Origin of the sequence: Dysosmobacter sp., assembly GCF_052306735.1 — a bacterium.
Lineage (GTDB): Bacteria > Bacillota > Clostridia > Oscillospirales > Oscillospiraceae > Oscillibacter.
In genome coordinates, this window is sequence record NZ_DAWBAJ010000015.1 from 33,393 (window position 1) to 49,870 (window position 16,478).

Annotated in this window: 15 protein-coding genes; 1 reads left to right on the forward strand and 14 read right to left on the reverse strand. The window is 60.1% G+C overall.

Features of this window, described 5'->3' with window-relative positions:
- Window positions 1-38 precede the first annotated feature (38 nt).
- From plsX to ACT67G_RS05830, 13 genes are all read right to left on the reverse strand, one after another.
- Complete coding sequence (plsX, locus tag ACT67G_RS05770; protein ID WP_443663422.1) at window positions 39-1,073, reverse strand: phosphate acyltransferase PlsX; 1,035 nt, start codon at window positions 1,071-1,073, stop codon at window positions 39-41.
- Window positions 1,070-2,377: a methylenetetrahydrofolate--tRNA-(uracil(54)-C(5))-methyltransferase (FADH(2)-oxidizing) TrmFO gene (trmFO, locus tag ACT67G_RS05775; RefSeq protein WP_443663442.1), complete on the reverse strand. Its 1,308-nt coding sequence runs from the start codon at window positions 2,375-2,377 to the stop codon at window positions 1,070-1,072. The genes plsX and trmFO overlap by 4 nt, the downstream gene beginning before the upstream one ends.
- A 38-nt stretch (window positions 2,378-2,415) precedes the next feature.
- Window positions 2,416-4,797: a type I DNA topoisomerase gene (topA, locus tag ACT67G_RS05780; protein ID WP_443663424.1), complete on the reverse strand. Its 2,382-nt coding sequence runs from the start codon at window positions 4,795-4,797 to the stop codon at window positions 2,416-2,418.
- Window positions 4,798-4,827: 30 nt separating this feature from the next.
- Window positions 4,828-6,045: a DNA-processing protein DprA gene (gene dprA / locus ACT67G_RS05785; protein ID WP_443663425.1), complete on the reverse strand. Its 1,218-nt coding sequence runs from the start codon at window positions 6,043-6,045 to the stop codon at window positions 4,828-4,830.
- Window positions 6,046-6,061: 16 nt separating this feature from the next.
- A complete protein-coding gene (locus ACT67G_RS05790; protein ID WP_443663427.1) occupies window positions 6,062-6,823 on the reverse strand; it encodes a TrmH family RNA methyltransferase in 762 nt (253 codons plus the stop codon).
- 154 nt (window positions 6,824-6,977) lie between these two features.
- Window positions 6,978-8,927, reverse strand: a complete 1,950-nt coding sequence (lysS, locus tag ACT67G_RS05795) for a lysine--tRNA ligase (RefSeq protein ID WP_443663429.1) — start codon at window positions 8,925-8,927, stop codon at window positions 6,978-6,980.
- Between the two features lie 12 nt (window positions 8,928-8,939).
- Window positions 8,940-9,413, reverse strand: a complete 474-nt coding sequence (gene greA, locus ACT67G_RS05800) for a transcription elongation factor GreA (RefSeq protein WP_443663431.1) — start codon at window positions 9,411-9,413, stop codon at window positions 8,940-8,942.
- Between the two features lie 76 nt (window positions 9,414-9,489).
- Window positions 9,490-10,278 carry a hypothetical protein gene (locus ACT67G_RS05805; protein ID WP_443663433.1) on the reverse strand — a complete coding sequence of 263 codons (789 nt, stop codon included), beginning with the start codon at window positions 10,276-10,278 and terminating at the stop codon, window positions 9,490-9,492.
- A gap of 62 nt (window positions 10,279-10,340) precedes the next feature.
- Entirely contained in the window at window positions 10,341-11,558 is a 1,218-nt protein-coding gene (locus ACT67G_RS05810; protein WP_326216751.1) for a murein hydrolase activator EnvC family protein, read from the reverse strand.
- Between the two features lie 15 nt (window positions 11,559-11,573).
- Entirely contained in the window at window positions 11,574-12,461 is an 888-nt protein-coding gene (gene ftsX / locus ACT67G_RS05815; RefSeq protein WP_325245207.1) for a permease-like cell division protein FtsX, read from the reverse strand.
- A complete protein-coding gene (gene ftsE, locus ACT67G_RS05820) occupies window positions 12,454-13,146 on the reverse strand; it encodes a cell division ATP-binding protein FtsE (RefSeq protein ID WP_325245205.1) in 693 nt (230 codons plus the stop codon). The genes ftsX and ftsE overlap by 8 nt, the downstream gene beginning before the upstream one ends.
- A 304-nt stretch (window positions 13,147-13,450) precedes the next feature.
- Window positions 13,451-14,542 carry a PucR family transcriptional regulator gene (locus ACT67G_RS05825; protein ID WP_325245203.1) on the reverse strand — a complete coding sequence of 364 codons (1,092 nt, stop codon included), beginning with the start codon at window positions 14,540-14,542 and terminating at the stop codon, window positions 13,451-13,453.
- A gap of 156 nt (window positions 14,543-14,698) precedes the next feature.
- Entirely contained in the window at window positions 14,699-15,421 is a 723-nt protein-coding gene (locus tag ACT67G_RS05830; RefSeq protein ID WP_443663436.1) for a pseudouridine synthase, read from the reverse strand.
- An 86-nt stretch (window positions 15,422-15,507) separates the two neighbouring features.
- Here ACT67G_RS05830 and ACT67G_RS05835 point away from each other — a divergent pair, with 86 nt between their 5' ends.
- The gene (locus ACT67G_RS05835; RefSeq protein WP_443663438.1) at window positions 15,508-15,978 is read left to right on the forward strand and encodes a DUF4830 domain-containing protein; all 471 of its coding nucleotides are present in this window, start codon (window positions 15,508-15,510) and stop codon (window positions 15,976-15,978) included.
- 54 nt (window positions 15,979-16,032) lie between these two features.
- On the opposite strand, the gene ACT67G_RS05840 is transcribed toward ACT67G_RS05835, so the two are convergent.
- Window positions 16,033-16,478, reverse strand: a 446-nt coding sequence (locus ACT67G_RS05840; RefSeq protein WP_443663439.1) for an EF-Tu C-terminal domain-related protein, incomplete at its 5' end; no start/stop codon positions are given.

Genomic DNA, 16,478 nt, shown 5'->3' on the forward strand with positions numbered 1-16,478 from the left:
TCATACGGCATATGCCGCGCCGCTGTCAAGGGGGGGAATCAGCTTTTTTCCACCCGGGTCTGCACCCGCATGTGTTCGATGTTGGCCTCGATCTCTCCGATGAAGCCGCTCTGGGCATATTCCTTGGCCCGGAGGATGGCGTTGGAGATGGCCCGGGCGTTGGAGGAGCCATGAGCCTTGATGACAGGCTTGGTGATCCCCAGGAAGGGCGTACCGCCCACCTCGCCGGGATCCATCTGCTTTTTCAGCCCCGCCAGGTCCCCTTTCACCAGCCCTGCCGCGATCTTGGTGCGGGTGTTGGTCAGGAACACGCTCTTGAGCTCCGTCAACAAGAACTTTCCCACACCCTCCATGGATTTGAGCAGGACATTGCCGGTGAAACCGTCGGTGACAATGACGTCCACGGCGCCCAGCATGGCATCGTTGGCCTCCACATTGCCCACAAAGTTCAGCCGGCCCGCCTCCCCTGCCTCTTTCAGCAGGGCGTAGGCCTCATGGCGCAGGGCATCGCCCTTTTCCTCCTCGGCGCCGATGTTCAAAAGACCCACACGGGGATTCTCCACACCGCACACCTTCTGAGCGTAGAAGCTGCCCAGGAACGCAAACTGCAGCAGATACTCCGCCGTGCACTCGGCGTTGGCGCCGCAATCGCACAAGATGGCCTGTCCCCCCAGCACGGGGACGCTGGGGCCCATGGCAGCCCGGCGGATGCCCCGGATGCGCTTGACCACCAGGGTGGCTCCCGCCAGGATGGCACCGGTGGATCCGGCGGAGACGAAGGCGTCGCCCACCCCGTCCCGCAGGAGCTTGAGTCCCACCGTCAGGGAGGAATTGGGCTTCATTTTAAATGCAGTGGCAGGATCATCGGCGATCTCCACCACTTCCGCGGCGTCCTTGATCTCCACGCCTGCGGGCAGGGTCTTCTCCCCGCACTCCTCCAGGGCCCGGAGCACCTCTCCGGCCCTTCCCACCAGCAAAATATCCACACCGTGGGTCCGGTGGGCATCCAGCGCTCCACGCACGATCTCCAGGGGGGCGTTGTCCCCGCCTATAGCGTCTACAATGATCTTCATGGACATACCTCCGCTTTCAGTTCCTCAATAATGGCCAGGGACCGCGCCGACAGTTCCGCGTTCTTGTTGCGCTTGCCCTTGACCCGATGGTCCAGGGGCGGCATGATGCCGAAATTGATGTTCATGGGCTGGAACGCGGCAATAGACTGATTGGAAATGTACAGCCCCAGGGCACCGATGGCCGTCTCCCGGGGAAAATCCACCGGCGGAAGGCCCTGCAGCCGCCGGGCAGTCTCCACCCCCACCAAAAAGCCGGAAGCGGCGGATTCCACATACCCCTCCACGCCGGTCATCTGTCCGGCAAAGGAGATCCGGGGCTCGCTTTTAAGCCGGTAATACCGGTCCAGCAGCTGAGGGGAATTCAAAAACGTGTTGCGGTGCATGACGCCGTAGCGCAGAAACTCCGCATCATGAAGGGCGGGGATCATGGAAAACACCCGCCGCTGCTCCGGAAAGCGCAGATGGGTCTGGAAACCCACCAGATTATAAACACTTCCCTGGGCGTTGTCCCGCCGCAGCTGCACCACGGCATAGGGCTCCTTCCCGGTACGGGGATCTTTCAGTCCCCGGGGCTTCAAGGGCCCATAGCACAAGGTATCATGTCCCCGGCGGGCCATGACCTCCACCGGCATGCAGCCCTCAAAGACCATCTTGTCCTCAAAGCCGTGGACCTCCGCCTCCTGGGCGGTGGTGAGGGCCTGCCAGAAGGCATCGTACTCCTCCTCCGTCATGGGGCAGTTGACATAATCTGAAGTCCCCCGGTCATACCGGGAGCCAAACCAGGCCTTGTCCATATCCACGCTCTCGGCGGACACCAACGGTGCCGCCGCGTCAAAAAAGTGCAGGGCGCTCTTCTCCCCCAGCAGTGTCTGCAGCCGCTGCGCCAGGGCGTCGGATGTCAGGGGGCCGGAGGCGATGACTACCTCCCCCTCCGGGATCTCTGTGACCTCCCGGGCCTCCACGGTGATGTTGGGATGGGAGCGGATCCGCTCCGTTACCAGGGCGGCAAAGCCCTCCCGGTCCACGGCCAGGGCGCCGCCGGCCTCCACTCGGGTGGCATCGGCACAAGAGAGGATCAACGATCCCAGGCGGCGCATCTCCTCTTTCAAGAGGCCCACCGCGTTTTCCAGCTGGTCGGAGCGCAGGGAGTTGGAGCAGCACAGCTCCGCAAACTGATCCGTTACATGGGCGGGGGTACGCTTGAGGGGCTTCATTTCCAGGAGCGTCACATGGACGCCCCGCTGGGCCAGCTGCCAGGCACACTCGCTGCCGGCCAGCCCCGCCCCAATCACTGTTACATTCATATCCATATCTCTTTGATCCCTCCCGCCGCGTCATGGCATCACTCCGCCTGATTTTCGGCAGTCTTCTTGGAAGTCGTCTTTTTCACTGTGGCCTTTTTGGCCGTGGTGGTCTTGGTTCCCGTCGTTTTGGCGGCGGCAGTCTTTTTTTCCGTGGACTTGGCGGCTGTTTTCTTGGTTGCCGTGGTCTTCTTGGCTGTGGACTTCACCGTCTTCTTGGCAGGTGCCTTTTCCTCAGTCTCCGCCGTCTCCGCTGCCGGAGCCTCTCCCTCGGTCTTTTTCTTGGGGTAACCCCGTTTCTCCTCCGGCAGGAAGTTGCTGCAAGCGGGATTGATGCAGAAGGGACGCTTGAAGCCCCGGCCGGACTTTTTGAACATGGTCTGGCCGCACACGGGACAGTCGTCCTTCACCGGCACGTCCCAGGTCATGAAGTCGCACTTGGCGGCCTCGTCCTTGCTGTTCAAATGCTCACAGCAGTAATAGGTGTACTGCTTGTTGGTCTTTTTGCTGGTGCCAGTGCGCTTCAAAAGGCGTCCGCCGCACTTGGGGCAGCGGCCCGGCATCTCCACCACCAGAGGCATGGTGAAATTGCACTCGGGATATCCCGGGCAGGCCAGGAAGCGACCGAAGCGGCCGGACTTGACCACGAGATTGCGCCCGCATTCCGGGCAGATCTCCTCGCTGACCTCGTCGGGCACCTTGATACGCACGCCCTCCAGGTCCTTTTCCGCCTGCTTGAGATCCTGGTCAAACTCCCCGTAGAAGTCCCGCAGGACCTCACGCCAGGGCTGCCTTCCCTCTTCCACGGCGTCCAGCTTCTGCTCCATATTGGCGGTAAATTTCAGATCCGCAATGTCGCTGAAACGCTCTTTCATCAAGGCTGTCACCACCCGGCCCAGATTGGTGATGTGCAGGTACTTGCCTTCCTTTACCACGTACTCCCGGTCCAGAATGGTGGACACCGTGGGCGCATAGGTGGAGGGGCGGCCGATGCCCTGCTCTTCCATGGCCCGGATGAGAGAGGCGTCGGTATAGTGGGCGGGGGGCTGGGTGAAGTGCTGGTCACGGGAGAAATCCTTGAGAACCAGGGTCTCCCCCTCCTGCAGAGCAGGCAGGGGGGATGCCTTCTCCTCCTTCTCCTCGTCCTTGCCCTCCTCGTACACCGCGGTGTAGCCGGAGAATTTCAGGCTGGAGGAGCTGGAGCGGAAGCTGTGGCCGTTGGCCTCAATTTCCACCGCCACACTGTCGTAGACGGCGTTGGCCATCTGGCAGGCCACATACCGGCTCCAAATCAGCCGGTAGAGGCGGTACTGCTCGCCGGTGAGATCCTTTTTCAGCATCTCCGGCGTCCAGTTGACATTGCTGGGGCGGATAGCCTCATGGGCATCCTGGGCATTGGCCTTGGCCTTGTAGCGGTGGGTCTGAGGGGGATAGTAGGCTGCTCCGTACCGGCCCAGGATAAACTCCTTCACGGAGGCCAAGGCCTCCTCAGAAATCCGCAGGGAGTCGGTACGCATATAGGTGATCAGGCCCACGGTTCCCTCCCCCTCGATGTCCACGCCCTCATAGAGTTGCTGGGCAATCGCCATGGTGCGCCGGGGTGTCATGGAGAGCTTCCGGGACGCCTCCTGCTGCATGGTGGAGGTGGTAAAGGGCGGAGAGGGACTGCGCTGCTTGTCGGTGCGCTTGACGGACTTCACCACAAAGGCGGCATTCTCCGTCTCATGCACCACGGCGTCCACCTCGGAGGCGGACTTGAGTTCCGCCTTTTTGCCGTTCTTCCCGTGATAGCGGGCGGCAAAGGGGATCTTCTTGACGTCATTGCCCAGGAGGTTGGCGTCCAGCGTCCAATACTCCTCCGGCTGGAACTCCTCGATCTCCCGGTCCCGGTCATCCACCATACGGGTAGCAACAGACTGCACCCGGCCGGCGGAGAGCCCCCGGCGGATCTTCTTCCACAGCAGGGGGCTGAGCTCATAGCCCACGATGCGATCCAGGATGCGGCGGGCCTGCTGGGCATCCACCAGATCCTGGTCGATATCCCGGGGCTCCCGGATGCTCTCCTGCACCACCTTCTTGGTGATCTCGTTGAAGGTCACCCGCCGGGTCTTCTCGTCAGGCAGATCCAAAAGCTGCTTCAAATGCCAGGAAATGGCCTCTCCCTCACGATCCGGGTCGGTGGCAAGATATACCATGTCCGCCGCCTTGGCAGATTTCTTCAGATCGCTGATGATGTCTTCTTTTCCCTTGATGGGCTTGTAGACCGGCTCGAAGTCATGCTCCAGATCCACGCCCAGGGTGCTCTTGGGCAGATCCCGCAGGTGGCCCATGCAGGCCTTGACCTCAAAGTCCTTGCCCAGATACTTTCCGATGGTCTTGGCCTTCGCGGGAGACTCCACGATGACCAGGCTGTGTTTTGCCATAGTTACCTCCAAGCGCCCCGCAGGGCGCGATTATTCCTTACCGTTTTGTTCCGGCTCCCCTGGAAGGCCGCTGAGCGTCACCGCCCGGGCATACCGTTTGCCGGGATGCTGGGTCACCAGGCTGTCGATCTCCAGCATGGTCAGTGCCGAGAGCACCCGCCGGGTGGGAATGCCGGTGGCCTCAATAAGGTCGTCCACCAGGGCAGGCTCCTCCCCCATGGCCCGCAGCAGGGTAATCTGATCGTCCGTCAGCTCCACTTCGCCCTTGGCCAGATCCAAGGTGGGCGGCACCGCCCGGGGTTCCTCCTTCTGCCGGGCCTGGTAACCCAGGACCTCCGGCTTCTTCCGGGCTCCCTCCTGACGCAGCTTGTCCGGAAAGCGGCCCACATACTCCTCCAGAATGTCCCAGGGTTCCGTCACCAAGACACCGCCCTCCCGAATAAACTGATTGCACCCCCGGCTGGCAGGAGCATCAATGGGCCCGGGCACCGCGTAGACGTCCCGCCCCTGTTCCAGGGCGGTGTTGGCGGTGATGAGGGCGCCGCTGCGCTCCGGCGCTTCCACCACCAGCGTGGCGGCACACAGTCCCGAGAGGATCCGGTTTCGCACCGGGAAATGTCCCCGGGACGGCTCTGTTCCAGGGGGATACTCGGAAATCAGAGCTCCTGCGGCGGCCACATCTTCATAAAGATAGCGGTTTTCTTTGGGATAGACCACGTCCAGTCCATTGCCCAGCACCGCCGCGGTCCGTCTCCCGGCCCGCAGCGCGCCTCTCAGAGCCGCGGAGTCAATACCCCGGGCCAGGCCGCTGACCACCAGGGCCCCGCCCGCGGCTAATCCGTAGCCAAACTTCTCCGCCACCGAGACACCGTAGGGCGTGCAGTCCCGGGTGCCCACCACCGCCACGGCGCACTCCTCGTCAAAGGCGGGCATCTGCCCCCGTACATACAGGACGCAGGGCGGGTCATAAATGTTTTCCAGCCGCCCGGGATAGGCAGCGTCGTGCAGCGTGAGAATCTGATAGCCCAGGCGCTGGCACTCTGCCAGGATCTGATCCGCCCCATCCAGACTGTGGTCTTTCAGAAGGGAGGCCTGATCCCGGGTGATCCCCTCCGTCAGGAGGATCTCCCCCTCATCGGCGTAAAAAATATCCTCCGGGGAGCCAAAATGGCGCAGCAGGGCCAGCCGGGTCTGATTGCGCAGGCCCCGCAGCTCCGTCAGCCACAGCCAGTATTTCAGCGCGGACACGGAACATTCCCCCTTCTCAATCGCCCCGGGCAGCCTCCCACAGCAGCACTGCAGCGGCTGCCGCCGCGTTCAGGGATTCGCAGTGCGCACTCATGGGAATGCGCACCGTCCGGGTACAGCCCTGGAGCATTTGGGCCGAGAGGCCACGGCCCTCACTGCCGATGGCCACGGCACACCGGCGGTAATCCACGTCCCGAACGTCTGCGGTATCGTCCCGCAGGGCGGCCCCGTACAGAGGAAGGCCGCTGCGCTCCAGCAGCTCCAGAACCTCCTCCGGTTTGCAGGACCACACCGGGCAGCGGAACACCGCGCCCATGGTGGCCCGGACCGTCTTGGGGTTGTAGAGATCTGCGCAGCCGTTCACCAGGAAGAGTCCGTCAGTATGGAAGGCGTCGGCGGTACGGAGGATGGTACCCACATTGCCGGGATCCTGCACTCCGTCCAGCACCACGTAGCGCCGCCCCTCCAGCTTTTCCGGCAGAGGTTGGGAGAGCAGGCCGCACACAGCCAAAACCCCTTGGGGCATCTCCGTGGGGGAGATGGATTTCATCACATCCGCCGGCACCTGCACTCTTCGGACGCCCTCCGGCAGGGCGGGCAGCGTCTCCGGGTGCGTACACACCACCGTGTGCAAATCACCGCCCCACAGCAGGGCCTCCTCCAGCAGCTTGGGATTGTCACACAGGAATTCCCCGCAGCGGCGGCGATAAGAGGAGGAGGCCGCCAGCTTCCGGAGATGGGTACACAGCCCGTTTGCGCGGCTGGTGATGCTCTCCATGGCTGGTGCCTCCTTCGTTGGTTTTTTGAAACAGCAGGGCCGGGGATCTCTCTCCCATCCTGCCAGCAGACCACCCGGTGCCCCGCAGCAGCCAGGCCCGGTACCATTGGCTGCCGCGCGGGCTGTGGGGGTTCAGGGGCTGAACGTGAATTGGTTAATACAGCTTGGCACCGGCCGGGATGTGGTCGTCCACCATCAGAAGGTGAAGCTTTTCCGCACCCTCTTTGTGATGCACGGCGCTGATAATCATGCCGCAGGAATCAATGCCCATCATTTTCCGGGGAGGCAGATTGGTAATGGCGATCAGGGTCTTCCCAACCAGTTCCTCGGGCTCATAATACTCGTGGATCCCGCTCAGGATCACCCGGTCTGTATCTGTGCCGTCGTTGAGGACAAACTTCAAAAGCTTTTTGGACTTGGGGACAGCCGTGCATTCCTTCACCTTCACCGCCCGGAAGTCGGACTTGGAGAAGGTTTCGAAATCCACGAAGTCCGCAAACAGGGGCTCGATCTCCACCTTGGAAAAATCGATGGGCTCACTGGCGGACACTGGAGCAGCCTGCGCGGAGCGCTCCTCCTTTTTGGCGGCGTCCTGCTTATCCAGGGGCTTCATGGTGGGGAAGAGAATGACCTCCCGGATGGTATCTGCGCCGGTGAGCAGCATGACGCAGCGGTCGATGCCCATGCCCATGCCGCCGGTGGGCGGCATGCCGTATTCCAGAGCGGTGAGGAAATCCTCATCCAGCATCTCTGTCTCCTCGTCACCCCGCTCCCGCTGCTCCACCTGCTTTTCAAAGCGCTCTCGCTGGTCGATGGGATCGTTGAGTTCAGAATAGGCGTTGGCCAACTCGCTGTGGCAGATGAACAGCTCAAACCGCTCCGTCAGGCGGGGGTCCGCAGGGCTGCGCTTGGTGAGGGGGCTCACCTCCACCGGGTACATGGTGATGAAGGTGGGCTGGATCAGCTTCTCTTCCACCTTCTGGTCAAAGCAGGCATACAGGGCGTTGCCCCAGGTCTTCTCTGCGGCGTCCGCCAGTTCCACGCCGATGGCCTTGGCGGCAGCCACGGCCTGGGCGTCATCGGTAATGGCGCCGAAGTCCACCCCGGCATACTCCTTGACAGCTTCCACCATGGTCAAACGGCGCCAGCCGGGGGTCAGATCGATGTCCTCACCCTGCCAGCGAACCTGGTAAGAACCCAGAATCTCCTTGGCGGCGCCGGAGAGAATTCCCTCGGCAATATCCATCATCCCGTGGAAATCCGTGTAGGCCTGATAGAGCTCCACAGTGGTGAACTCCGGATTGTGCTTGGGATCCATACCCTCGTTGCGGAAGATACGGCCGATCTCATACACCCGGTCCATACCGCCTACAATGAGCCGCTTCAGGGGCAGCTCTGTGGCGATGCGCATATACATGTCGATATCCAGGGTATTGTGATGGGTGATGAAGGGACGGGCAGCAGCGCCGCCGGCGATGGTGTTGAGCACCGGGGTCTCCACCTCGATATAGCCCATCCCATCCAAATAGGACCGCATGAACTTAATGAACTGGGAGCGGATGACAAAGTTCCGCTTCACATCCGGATTCACCATGAGATCCACGTACCGCTGGCGGTACCGCAGTTCCCGGTCCTGCAGGCCGTGGAACTTCTCCGGCAGGGGCAGCAGGGACTTGGAGAGCAGGGTGATGTTCTTGGCCCGGACGCTCATCTCGCCCCGCTGGGTGCGGAAAACCTCGCCGTCCACACCCACGATATCACCGATATCGAACTTTTTAAACTTCTTGTAGACCGCCTCGTCCATCTCGTCCTGACGGGCGTAGAGCTGGATCCGGCCGTCCCGGTCCTGGAGGTCGCAGAAGCTGACCTTGCCCATGCCGCGCTTGCTCATGAGACGGCCGGCCACCTTCACAGCCTTGCCTTCCATGGCGTCAAAGTTCTCCTTGATCTGAGCGGAGGTGGTGTCCCAGTCAAACCGGGTCTCCTGGAAGGGATCCTCACCTGCCGCCTGCAGTGCCGCCAGCTTCTCCCGGCGGACGATCCGCTGCTGGGAGAGATCCTGCTCGGCACCCAGGGCCTGCTGGTTGTTCTTCTGTTCAGACATCATGCTTCTCCTTTACCGCTCGATCTTCTGCACCGTATAGGTGATGGCGCCCTGGGGAGCCTCCACCGTCACGGTGTCTCCCTCCTTGGCGCCCAGCAGAGCCTTGCCGAAGGGAGACTCCTCGGAGATGATGCCGTGCATGGGATCGGCCTCCTGAGAGCCCACGATCTTATAGGCGGGCATGGCCTTGCCGTTCTTGTCCACCACGGTCACCTTGCATCCGATGGTCACCACGTTGGTAGGGGCGTTGCTCTCGTCCACGATCACCACGTGCTGGAGGATCTCCTCCAGCTCGGCGATGCGGGAGTAGAGCTTGCCCTGCTCGTTTTTGGCCTCGTCGTACTCGCTGTTCTCGCTCAGGTCGCCGAAGCCGCGGGCCACTTTGATCTGCTCGGCCACCTCATCGGAGCGGATGGTCTTCAGGTAGTTGAGTTCTTCCTGCAGTTCCTGGGCGCGGGCCGCGCTCATTTTGTATTCTTTTTCCATTTTGGCAAGTCCTTTCTCGTTCTCTTTATAGTATGGGGAAGCGTCCTCAACCCCCGAACATACCTATTCTATATTATCATAGAGTAGTATTATAGTTGCTGGATTTGAGAATGTCAAGCGCGGGAACGCTGAGGCTGATCTGCCCCGGCGCCAGGGCCCCTGCCCCCCGCAAAGCCGCCAGAAGCTGTAGCCGGTCCGCCCCGGCAGGCAGCTGCGTCTCCACAGACGGAGGCACCGTCAAAGGCGGGAACGCGCTCTCCGCGCCTTCATAGAGGGCCACTACCGCCTCATTGTTTCCGGTGAGATCCGTCCGCCGGTCGAAAGGCACCAACACCTGGGCTTCCTCCAGCTGCTCCCGGGATGGCTGGAGCAGCAGCGACACGCCGTACTCCCGCCGCAGCCTCCGGCAAAGCTCCTCCCCGCCGTAGGGAACATCCAGCATCACATACCGGTACCCAAGAGTCAGTTCCGTCACCGTCTTCACCAGCTCCCCGGTCATCTGTCCGGCGGTGACTGCGATCCGGACACTGCCCGGCGGCAGTCCCCGCTCCGCCGTAATCCGGCGTACCAGCTCCACTGCCAGGCTCCGCCGCAGCGAGAGAGTGGACACCACTCCCACACCATGGCGCTGGGGCCACTGAGAAGGGGGATAGTCCGCCGGGAGCACCGTGTATCTCACGCCCGCCTGGCGCAGCTTTTGGGCCGCACGGATCATCCGCCGCTCCAGCGTCCCCGGCCGGGTCCGGGGGCCCCGTACAACCTCCACCTGCAAAAACGGCACCCGCAAAATGGCCGTCTCTTGTGCCGTCACCGTCCGCAGCCGTTTTCCGGCCCCCGGCTGCTGCCATACAATCAATCCCATCATAACAAAAGCCCTCCCGCTCCATGGTATGGAGCGGGAGGGTCCGTTATGCCCGAAAACACAGGTTACCAGGCCTGGATGTACCCCGTGAGATAATTGAGGGGGTTCACCCGGGTGCCGTTTTCGGTAATCTCGAAATGCAGATGGGGGCCGCTGGAAATGCCGGTGGAACCGGTAATGCCCAGAACATCGCCCTGATTGACATAGTCGCCCACACTGACACTGCGGCTGCTCATATGGGCATAGAGGGTGGTATTGCCGCTGCCGTGGGAAACCACCACATAGTTGCCGTAAGAACTGGAATAGGTGGAGATGATCACGGTTCCGGCCTTGGCCGCATGGACCTGGGATGTGTAGTATACGCCGCCGATATCCACGCCCTTGTGGTTGGTGGAAGCCCCGGCGATTCCCGTATTCCGGTTGCCGAAGGGGGAGGTGATGCGGCGGCTGGATACCGGCCAGATATACCCGCCCAATGCCGCGCTGGAGCTGCTGCCGTTCTGGGCCGCCAGCTGCTGGGACAGTTGGACGATCTTCTTCTGAATGGACTCTTCCTCCGCCTCGATGGCGTCCAGCGTGGACTGGTACTCGCTCTCGTTGGACTCGATCTCCTGGACCAGCTGGTTGGCCTTGGTCCTCTGGACATCCAGATCATTTTTCTTGGTGACCAGATCCGCCTTGGCGGCCTCGGATTCCTTTTTGCTGGTCTCCAGCTCTGTTTTCTTGGTCTCGATTTCCTCCTGAAGGGCCTTCAGCTCATCAATGACTGCCTGGTCGGCATCCATGATCTCATTGATGATATCCAGCCGGCCCAGAAGGTCTGTAAAGCTGGTGGCACGGAACAGAACCGACCAGTAGCTGACAGTCCCACGCTTCTCCATATCCCGGACCCGGCTGCAAAAGAGCTCATACTGAGCCTCTTCCTTTTCCTGGGCCTCCGCCAGCTCCGCCTCCGTCTGGGTGATCAGGGTCTCATAGGTGGAGATCTGCGCCTCCACATTCCGGATCTGGCTGGAGAGGTTGGTGATCTGCTGATCCAGCAGATCCTTCCGCTTCAGGGCCTCGCTCTTGTCGTCGGCCAGGGCATCCAGCTGGCTCTCCAACTCCTTGCGCTGATCCGCCAGATCTCCGGCCTCGTCCTTGAGGTCGTTGACATCTGCCCAGGTGACGGCGGCAGCGGGAGAAAGGTCTGCCGTCACCACTGCCAGCGCCAGCACAAAGGCCGCCAGGCAGCGCAGCACACCCGTCCCTCTTTTTTTCTTTTGCAGGTTATTCTTTCTCATACGGCACCTACTTTATCACACCTGCAGGAACCGGCGGATGGCGGACAAGCTGCCGCCTACGCCGATGAGGATGCCGGCTCCCCCGAAGGTCAGCGCCACAGGCAGCCACATCTGCTGGAAGGGAATGATCTGCACCAGCTGAAGGGTATCGTTGGTGGCCACGCCCCGGGCCACCGCCGCATACAGCAGCCATTGCAGGCCAAAGGCGATCACAGCGCCCAAAAAGCCCAGCATGAAGCCCTCATACACAAAGGGCCAGCGAATAAAGCCGTTGGTGGCGCCCACCATGCGCATGATGGCGATCTCCTCTCGCCGGTCAAAGGTGGTGAGCTTGATGGTGTTGGAGATAATGAACACCGACACGATAAACAAAATGGCGATCAGGGCCACGCACACCACTGTGGCCACGTTCCGCACCGTGATAAAGCCGCTGGTGATCTCCTCATAGGCATTGACGTCAGTAATGCCCTCCACATTCTCCACCTGTTCCTTGGTCTGGGCCTGCTTCGTCAGATCCGCCACCTTGATGGCGTACCGATCCTGCAGGATCTCCGGATCCAGATCCTGAAAGACCTCTTCATCCGGGTACTGGGCCTTGAAACTCTCCATGGCCTCTTCCTTGGAGATATATGTGACGGAGGCCACGTTGGGCAGCGCCTCCAGCTTGGATTCCAGCGCCTTGGATTGAGCGTCGGTATAGGTATCGTCCACATAGGCCAGGATCTCATTCTCCTGTTCCAGGGTGTGGAGCAGCTCGTTGGCGTTCACCGCCACCAGAGTAAAGGTTCCCATGATCAAAAGGCACGCCACGGTAATGCCGATGGCCGCGAAAGACATGAATCCGTGGCTGAACATGTTGGACAGGCCCTCATGAACGAAATATCCGAAATTATGCTTACTCATGGAGCTTTCCTCCCACATAACCGCCGACGCAGTCGCTGACCACATGGCCGGATTCAATGGTGATGACCCGCTTGCCGAACCGATCCACCAGGTCTTTCTCATGGGTGACCACCACCACCGTGGTTCCCAGCTGGTTGATCTTCACCAGCAGGCTCATCAGCTCCAGGGACCGCTCCGGATCCAGGTTGCCGGTGGGCTCATCGGCAATGATGGTGTTGGGATTGTTCACCAGGGCCCGGGCAATGGCCACACGCTGCTGCTCACCGCCGGAGAGCTCCGTGGGATAGGAATTGGCCTTGTCCTCCAGTCCCACCAGCCGCAGCACATAGGTGATGCGCTCCCGGATCTTGCGGGGACTTGCTCCCACCGCCCGCATAACAAAGGAGAGATTATCGTACACCGTTTTCTTCTCGATCAGGCGGAAATCCTGGAAAATAACCCCCAGGGTCCGCCGCATCAGCGGGATCTGCTTTTCCGAGATATTGCTGACGGAAAAGCCGTTGATCATGATCCGGCCTGCACAGGGCTCCACCTCCCCGGTCAGCAATTTAATAATGGTGGACTTGCCGGACCCGGAGGGGCCCACCAAAAACACAAATTCTCCGTCCTCTACGGTCAACGTGATGCCTTTGATGGCCTTCGTCCCGTTGTCATACTCCATTTCCACATCTTTTAATCGAATCATGGGACACCTCGCGCGCGTTTTTTTATCCAGACGGCTCTCTCCGCCAAAAGGTTCCCGTTTTTTCCGGCCTTGGCGGCAAAGTCGACATAATGCCTGATTGTGTCTCATTATATCTGCTTTTTCACAGCAATGCAACAGGAGTTTGCAGGAATCGGCAAAAAAAGTAACAAAAGTTACAGCCGCTCCACGGGTTGCTGCTTCCGTCGCCTCCTCCGGCCGGTCCGGAACCCGGCAGAGGCGGAAATACAAATAAAAAAGCCATCTCCCGGCGGAAAACCGCCTGGAGATGGCATCACTATGTAGCTCAGGAATCGATTCCCCGGCTGGTCAGATACTTCTTGACCATCAGGGCTACCTTGAAGGTAATGGCGTCCTCAAACTCCCGGAGATCCAGCCCGGTGAGTTTCTTGATCTTCTCCAGCCGGTAAACCAGGGTGTTCCGGTGGACAAAGAGCTTCCGGGCTGTCTCGGAGACGTTGAGGTTGTTCTCAAAGAACTTGTGAATGGTGAAGAGGGTCTCCTTATCCAGGGCGTCAATAGGGTTCTTCTTGAAGACCTCCTGAAGGAACATCTCGCAAAGGGTGGTAGGCAGCTGATAGATCAGGCGGCCGATTCCCAGATTCTCATAATTGATGACGTACTTCTCTGTATCAAAGACCTTGCCTACCTCAATGGCGATCTGGGCCTCCTTATAGCTCTTGGCCAGATCCCGCAGGTGGGTGGCGATGGTGCCGATACCCACCACCACAGTGCTCTCCCCGCCGGAGCGAAGGCTCTCCTCCACAGAGGTGGCAATCTTGTTGAGCTCCTTGATGCCGGAGCCCTCGGGCATCTGCCGGATGAGGACCACGTCCCCTTCCCCGATGCTCAGTACAAAGTCGTTCTGCCGGTCCGGGAACTGGGCCTGGATGATATCCGTAGGCACGGACTCGCCCTTTTTCAGGGAGCGCAGCAAAAAGACCCCCCGGGGCACGTCGGCGGTGACCCGCAGCTCCTTGGCCCGCATGTAAATGTCACCCAGCATGATATTATCGGAGATAATGTCCTTGATAAAGGAGCCCCGGTCATGCTTTTCCTCATAATAGGACTTGGCGGCGTTGAGGGCCACCGTGGCCATGGCGCAGACAGTCCTGCTGATCTCATTGTCGCCGAAAGCAAAAGCGGCATAGTCAAACTGGTTTCCCCAGCCGTTGAGGGCCTTGAAGGTCTTTCCGTCAGAGGAGATCATGGAGCCGGATGCTCCATTGATGACCGGCACATGCTCAGACCAGCGCTGGCCGATCATAGACAGTTCACTGCAGGCAATCACCACACCTTCCCCGTCGATCACACCGACGGTTCGATCCGTGTTCTCCTTCAGCTGCAGCACCACATTTTGAAAAATTCTTCCAGACATGGCCCGTCCTCCTCACCAAAAATCGTGCGGGTTCTTTTGTGCATTTCGTCAATGGTTACATTATATCGGGAAAAATGACAAAATGCAAGATGTTTTTTCTTTTTTCCACAAAACATTGTCATTTTTTTTGTGGAACATTTGAATTTTTGGAAATCACTATTCACAATTCCGCAACAACCTGACTTCATCCTCCGACAAAAAGCGAAACTCACCGGGGGAAAGGCCGGGATCCAATGTCAAATTGCCCATTTTCAGCCGCTTCAGGTACTCTACCGGCGCGCTGCAGGCAGCCAGCATCCGCTTCACCTGATGGAATTTCCCTTCCCGCAGGGTCACCAGCGCCTCACTGCGGGGCCCGGATGAGAGGATCTCCAGCCCTGCCGGAAGGCACCGGGTACCGTCCTCCAGCACCATCCCCTCCGCAAAGGCCCGGCAGTCCTCCGGAGACAAGGGCCCGGCGCAGCGAGCATAATACACTTTGTCCACATGATGGCGGGGAGAGAGAAGATCATGGGCCAGTCCCCCCTCGTTGGTCAGCAGAAGCAAGCCTTCCGTATCCTTGTCCAACCGTCCCACCGGAAAGAGGTTTTGCCGCCGCAGCTCCTCGGGCAGCAGATCCAGCACCGTTTTCCCACGGCCGTCCTCTGTGGCGGAGAGCACCCCGGCGGGCTTATGGAGCATAATCCATGTATATTTCCGGTAGGTCAGCGCCATGCCATCCACGGTGATGGATGCCGTCTCCGGATCCACCTTCTCCTCTGAGGATCGGGGGGCTGTGCCATCCACCAGAACGCGGCCCTGTCGGATGAGCAGCTTCACCTCCCGGCGGGAATATCGTCCCGTAGAGGCAATGATCTTGTCCAGCCGCTGCTGTTCCATGTGAGACTCCTCCTATTGGTAACTTTCCGCTTTATCTTATCATAAAGCCCGTGGAAAATGAATAGAAACATGCAGGAGGGATGGATATGCTGATTTGGACAACGCGGTTTTCCCGGAAAAAGGCCGGGATCGGCTTACTGGTCCTGATCCTGGCGGTAGCTGCGGCGCTCATTCTGGGAAAGACAGCCCCCGGCACGGATCCCCAGGAGCAGCCCCTGCTGGCCATCAATGAGGATCGGGTTGCTTATCTGGAATCCCTGGGATGGGAAGTAAACCCCGAGCCGGTGGAAACGCTGCAGTTCCTTCTGCCGGATACCCTGGAGGAACCCTACCTCAGCTACAACCAGCTGCAGTTGGCCCAGGGCTTTGATCTCACCCAATACACGGGAAAGCAGGTAACCCGCTACACCTATACGGTGACCAATGATCCCCGATGTGCCCAGGGCGTCCAGGCGAATCTGTACGTATGCGAGGAAGTCCCGGTGGCAGGCGACATTCTCTGTTCCGGTGCTGACGGATTCCAGGACACCCTGGTATATCCGGCAGCTGCGGATTGATCTCCGGGCAAAAAAAGAGACTGCCATATGGCAGTCTCTTTTTAAAAGCAGAGATTAGTCAGCGATGATCTCGGTGACAGCGCCGGAACCAACGGTACGGCCACCCTCACGGATAGCGAAACGCAGGCCCTTCTCAATGGCGATGGGGGTGATCAGCTCAACGCTCATCTCGACGTTATCGCCGGGCATGCACATCTCAGTGCCCTCGGGCAGAGTGATGACGCCGGTCACGTCGGTGGTACGGAAGTAGAACTGAGGACGATAGTTGTTGAAGAAGGGGGTGTGACGGCCGCCCTCGTCCTTGGTCAGAACGTAAACCTGGCCCTTGAACTTGGTGTGGGGATGAATGGAGCCGGGCTTAGCCAGAACCTGGCCACGCTCAATGCCATTACGATCCACGCCACGCAGCAGGGCGCCGATGTTGTCGCCGGCCTCAGCGTAGTCCAGCAGCTTGTGGAACATCTCGATACCGGTAACGACGGTCTTCTTCTTCTCGTCGG

What these genes read in the sequence shown, in the direction of transcription:
- plsX (WP_443663422.1), bottom strand. Translation starts at nt 1,073, where the DNA reads ATGAAGATCATTGTAGACGCTATAGGCGGGGACAACGCCCCCCTGGAG.
- trmFO (WP_443663442.1), bottom strand. Translation starts at nt 2,377, where the DNA reads ATGAATGTAACAGTGATTGGGGCGGGGCTGGCCGGCAGCGAGTGTGCC.
- topA (WP_443663424.1), bottom strand. Translation starts at nt 4,797, where the DNA reads ATGGCAAAACACAGCCTGGTCATCGTGGAGTCTCCCGCGAAGGCCAAG.
- ACT67G_RS05790 (WP_443663427.1), bottom strand. Translation starts at nt 6,823, where the DNA reads ATGGAGAGCATCACCAGCCGCGCAAACGGGCTGTGTACCCATCTCCGG.
- lysS (WP_443663429.1), bottom strand. Translation starts at nt 8,927, where the DNA reads ATGTCTGAACAGAAGAACAACCAGCAGGCCCTGGGTGCCGAGCAGGAT.
- greA (WP_443663431.1), bottom strand. Translation starts at nt 9,413, where the DNA reads ATGGAAAAAGAATACAAAATGAGCGCGGCCCGCGCCCAGGAACTGCAG.
- ACT67G_RS05805 (WP_443663433.1), bottom strand. Translation starts at nt 10,278, where the DNA reads ATGATGGGATTGATTGTATGGCAGCAGCCGGGGGCCGGAAAACGGCTG.
- ACT67G_RS05810 (WP_326216751.1), bottom strand. Translation starts at nt 11,558, where the DNA reads ATGAGAAAGAATAACCTGCAAAAGAAAAAAAGAGGGACGGGTGTGCTG.
- ftsX (WP_325245207.1), bottom strand. Translation starts at nt 12,461, where the DNA reads ATGAGTAAGCATAATTTCGGATATTTCGTTCATGAGGGCCTGTCCAAC.
- ftsE (WP_325245205.1), bottom strand. Translation starts at nt 13,146, where the DNA reads ATGATTCGATTAAAAGATGTGGAAATGGAGTATGACAACGGGACGAAG.
- ACT67G_RS05825 (WP_325245203.1), bottom strand. Translation starts at nt 14,542, where the DNA reads ATGTCTGGAAGAATTTTTCAAAATGTGGTGCTGCAGCTGAAGGAGAAC.
- ACT67G_RS05830 (WP_443663436.1), bottom strand. Translation starts at nt 15,421, where the DNA reads ATGGAACAGCAGCGGCTGGACAAGATCATTGCCTCTACGGGACGATAT.
- ACT67G_RS05835 (WP_443663438.1), top strand. Translation starts at nt 15,508, where the DNA reads ATGCTGATTTGGACAACGCGGTTTTCCCGGAAAAAGGCCGGGATCGGC.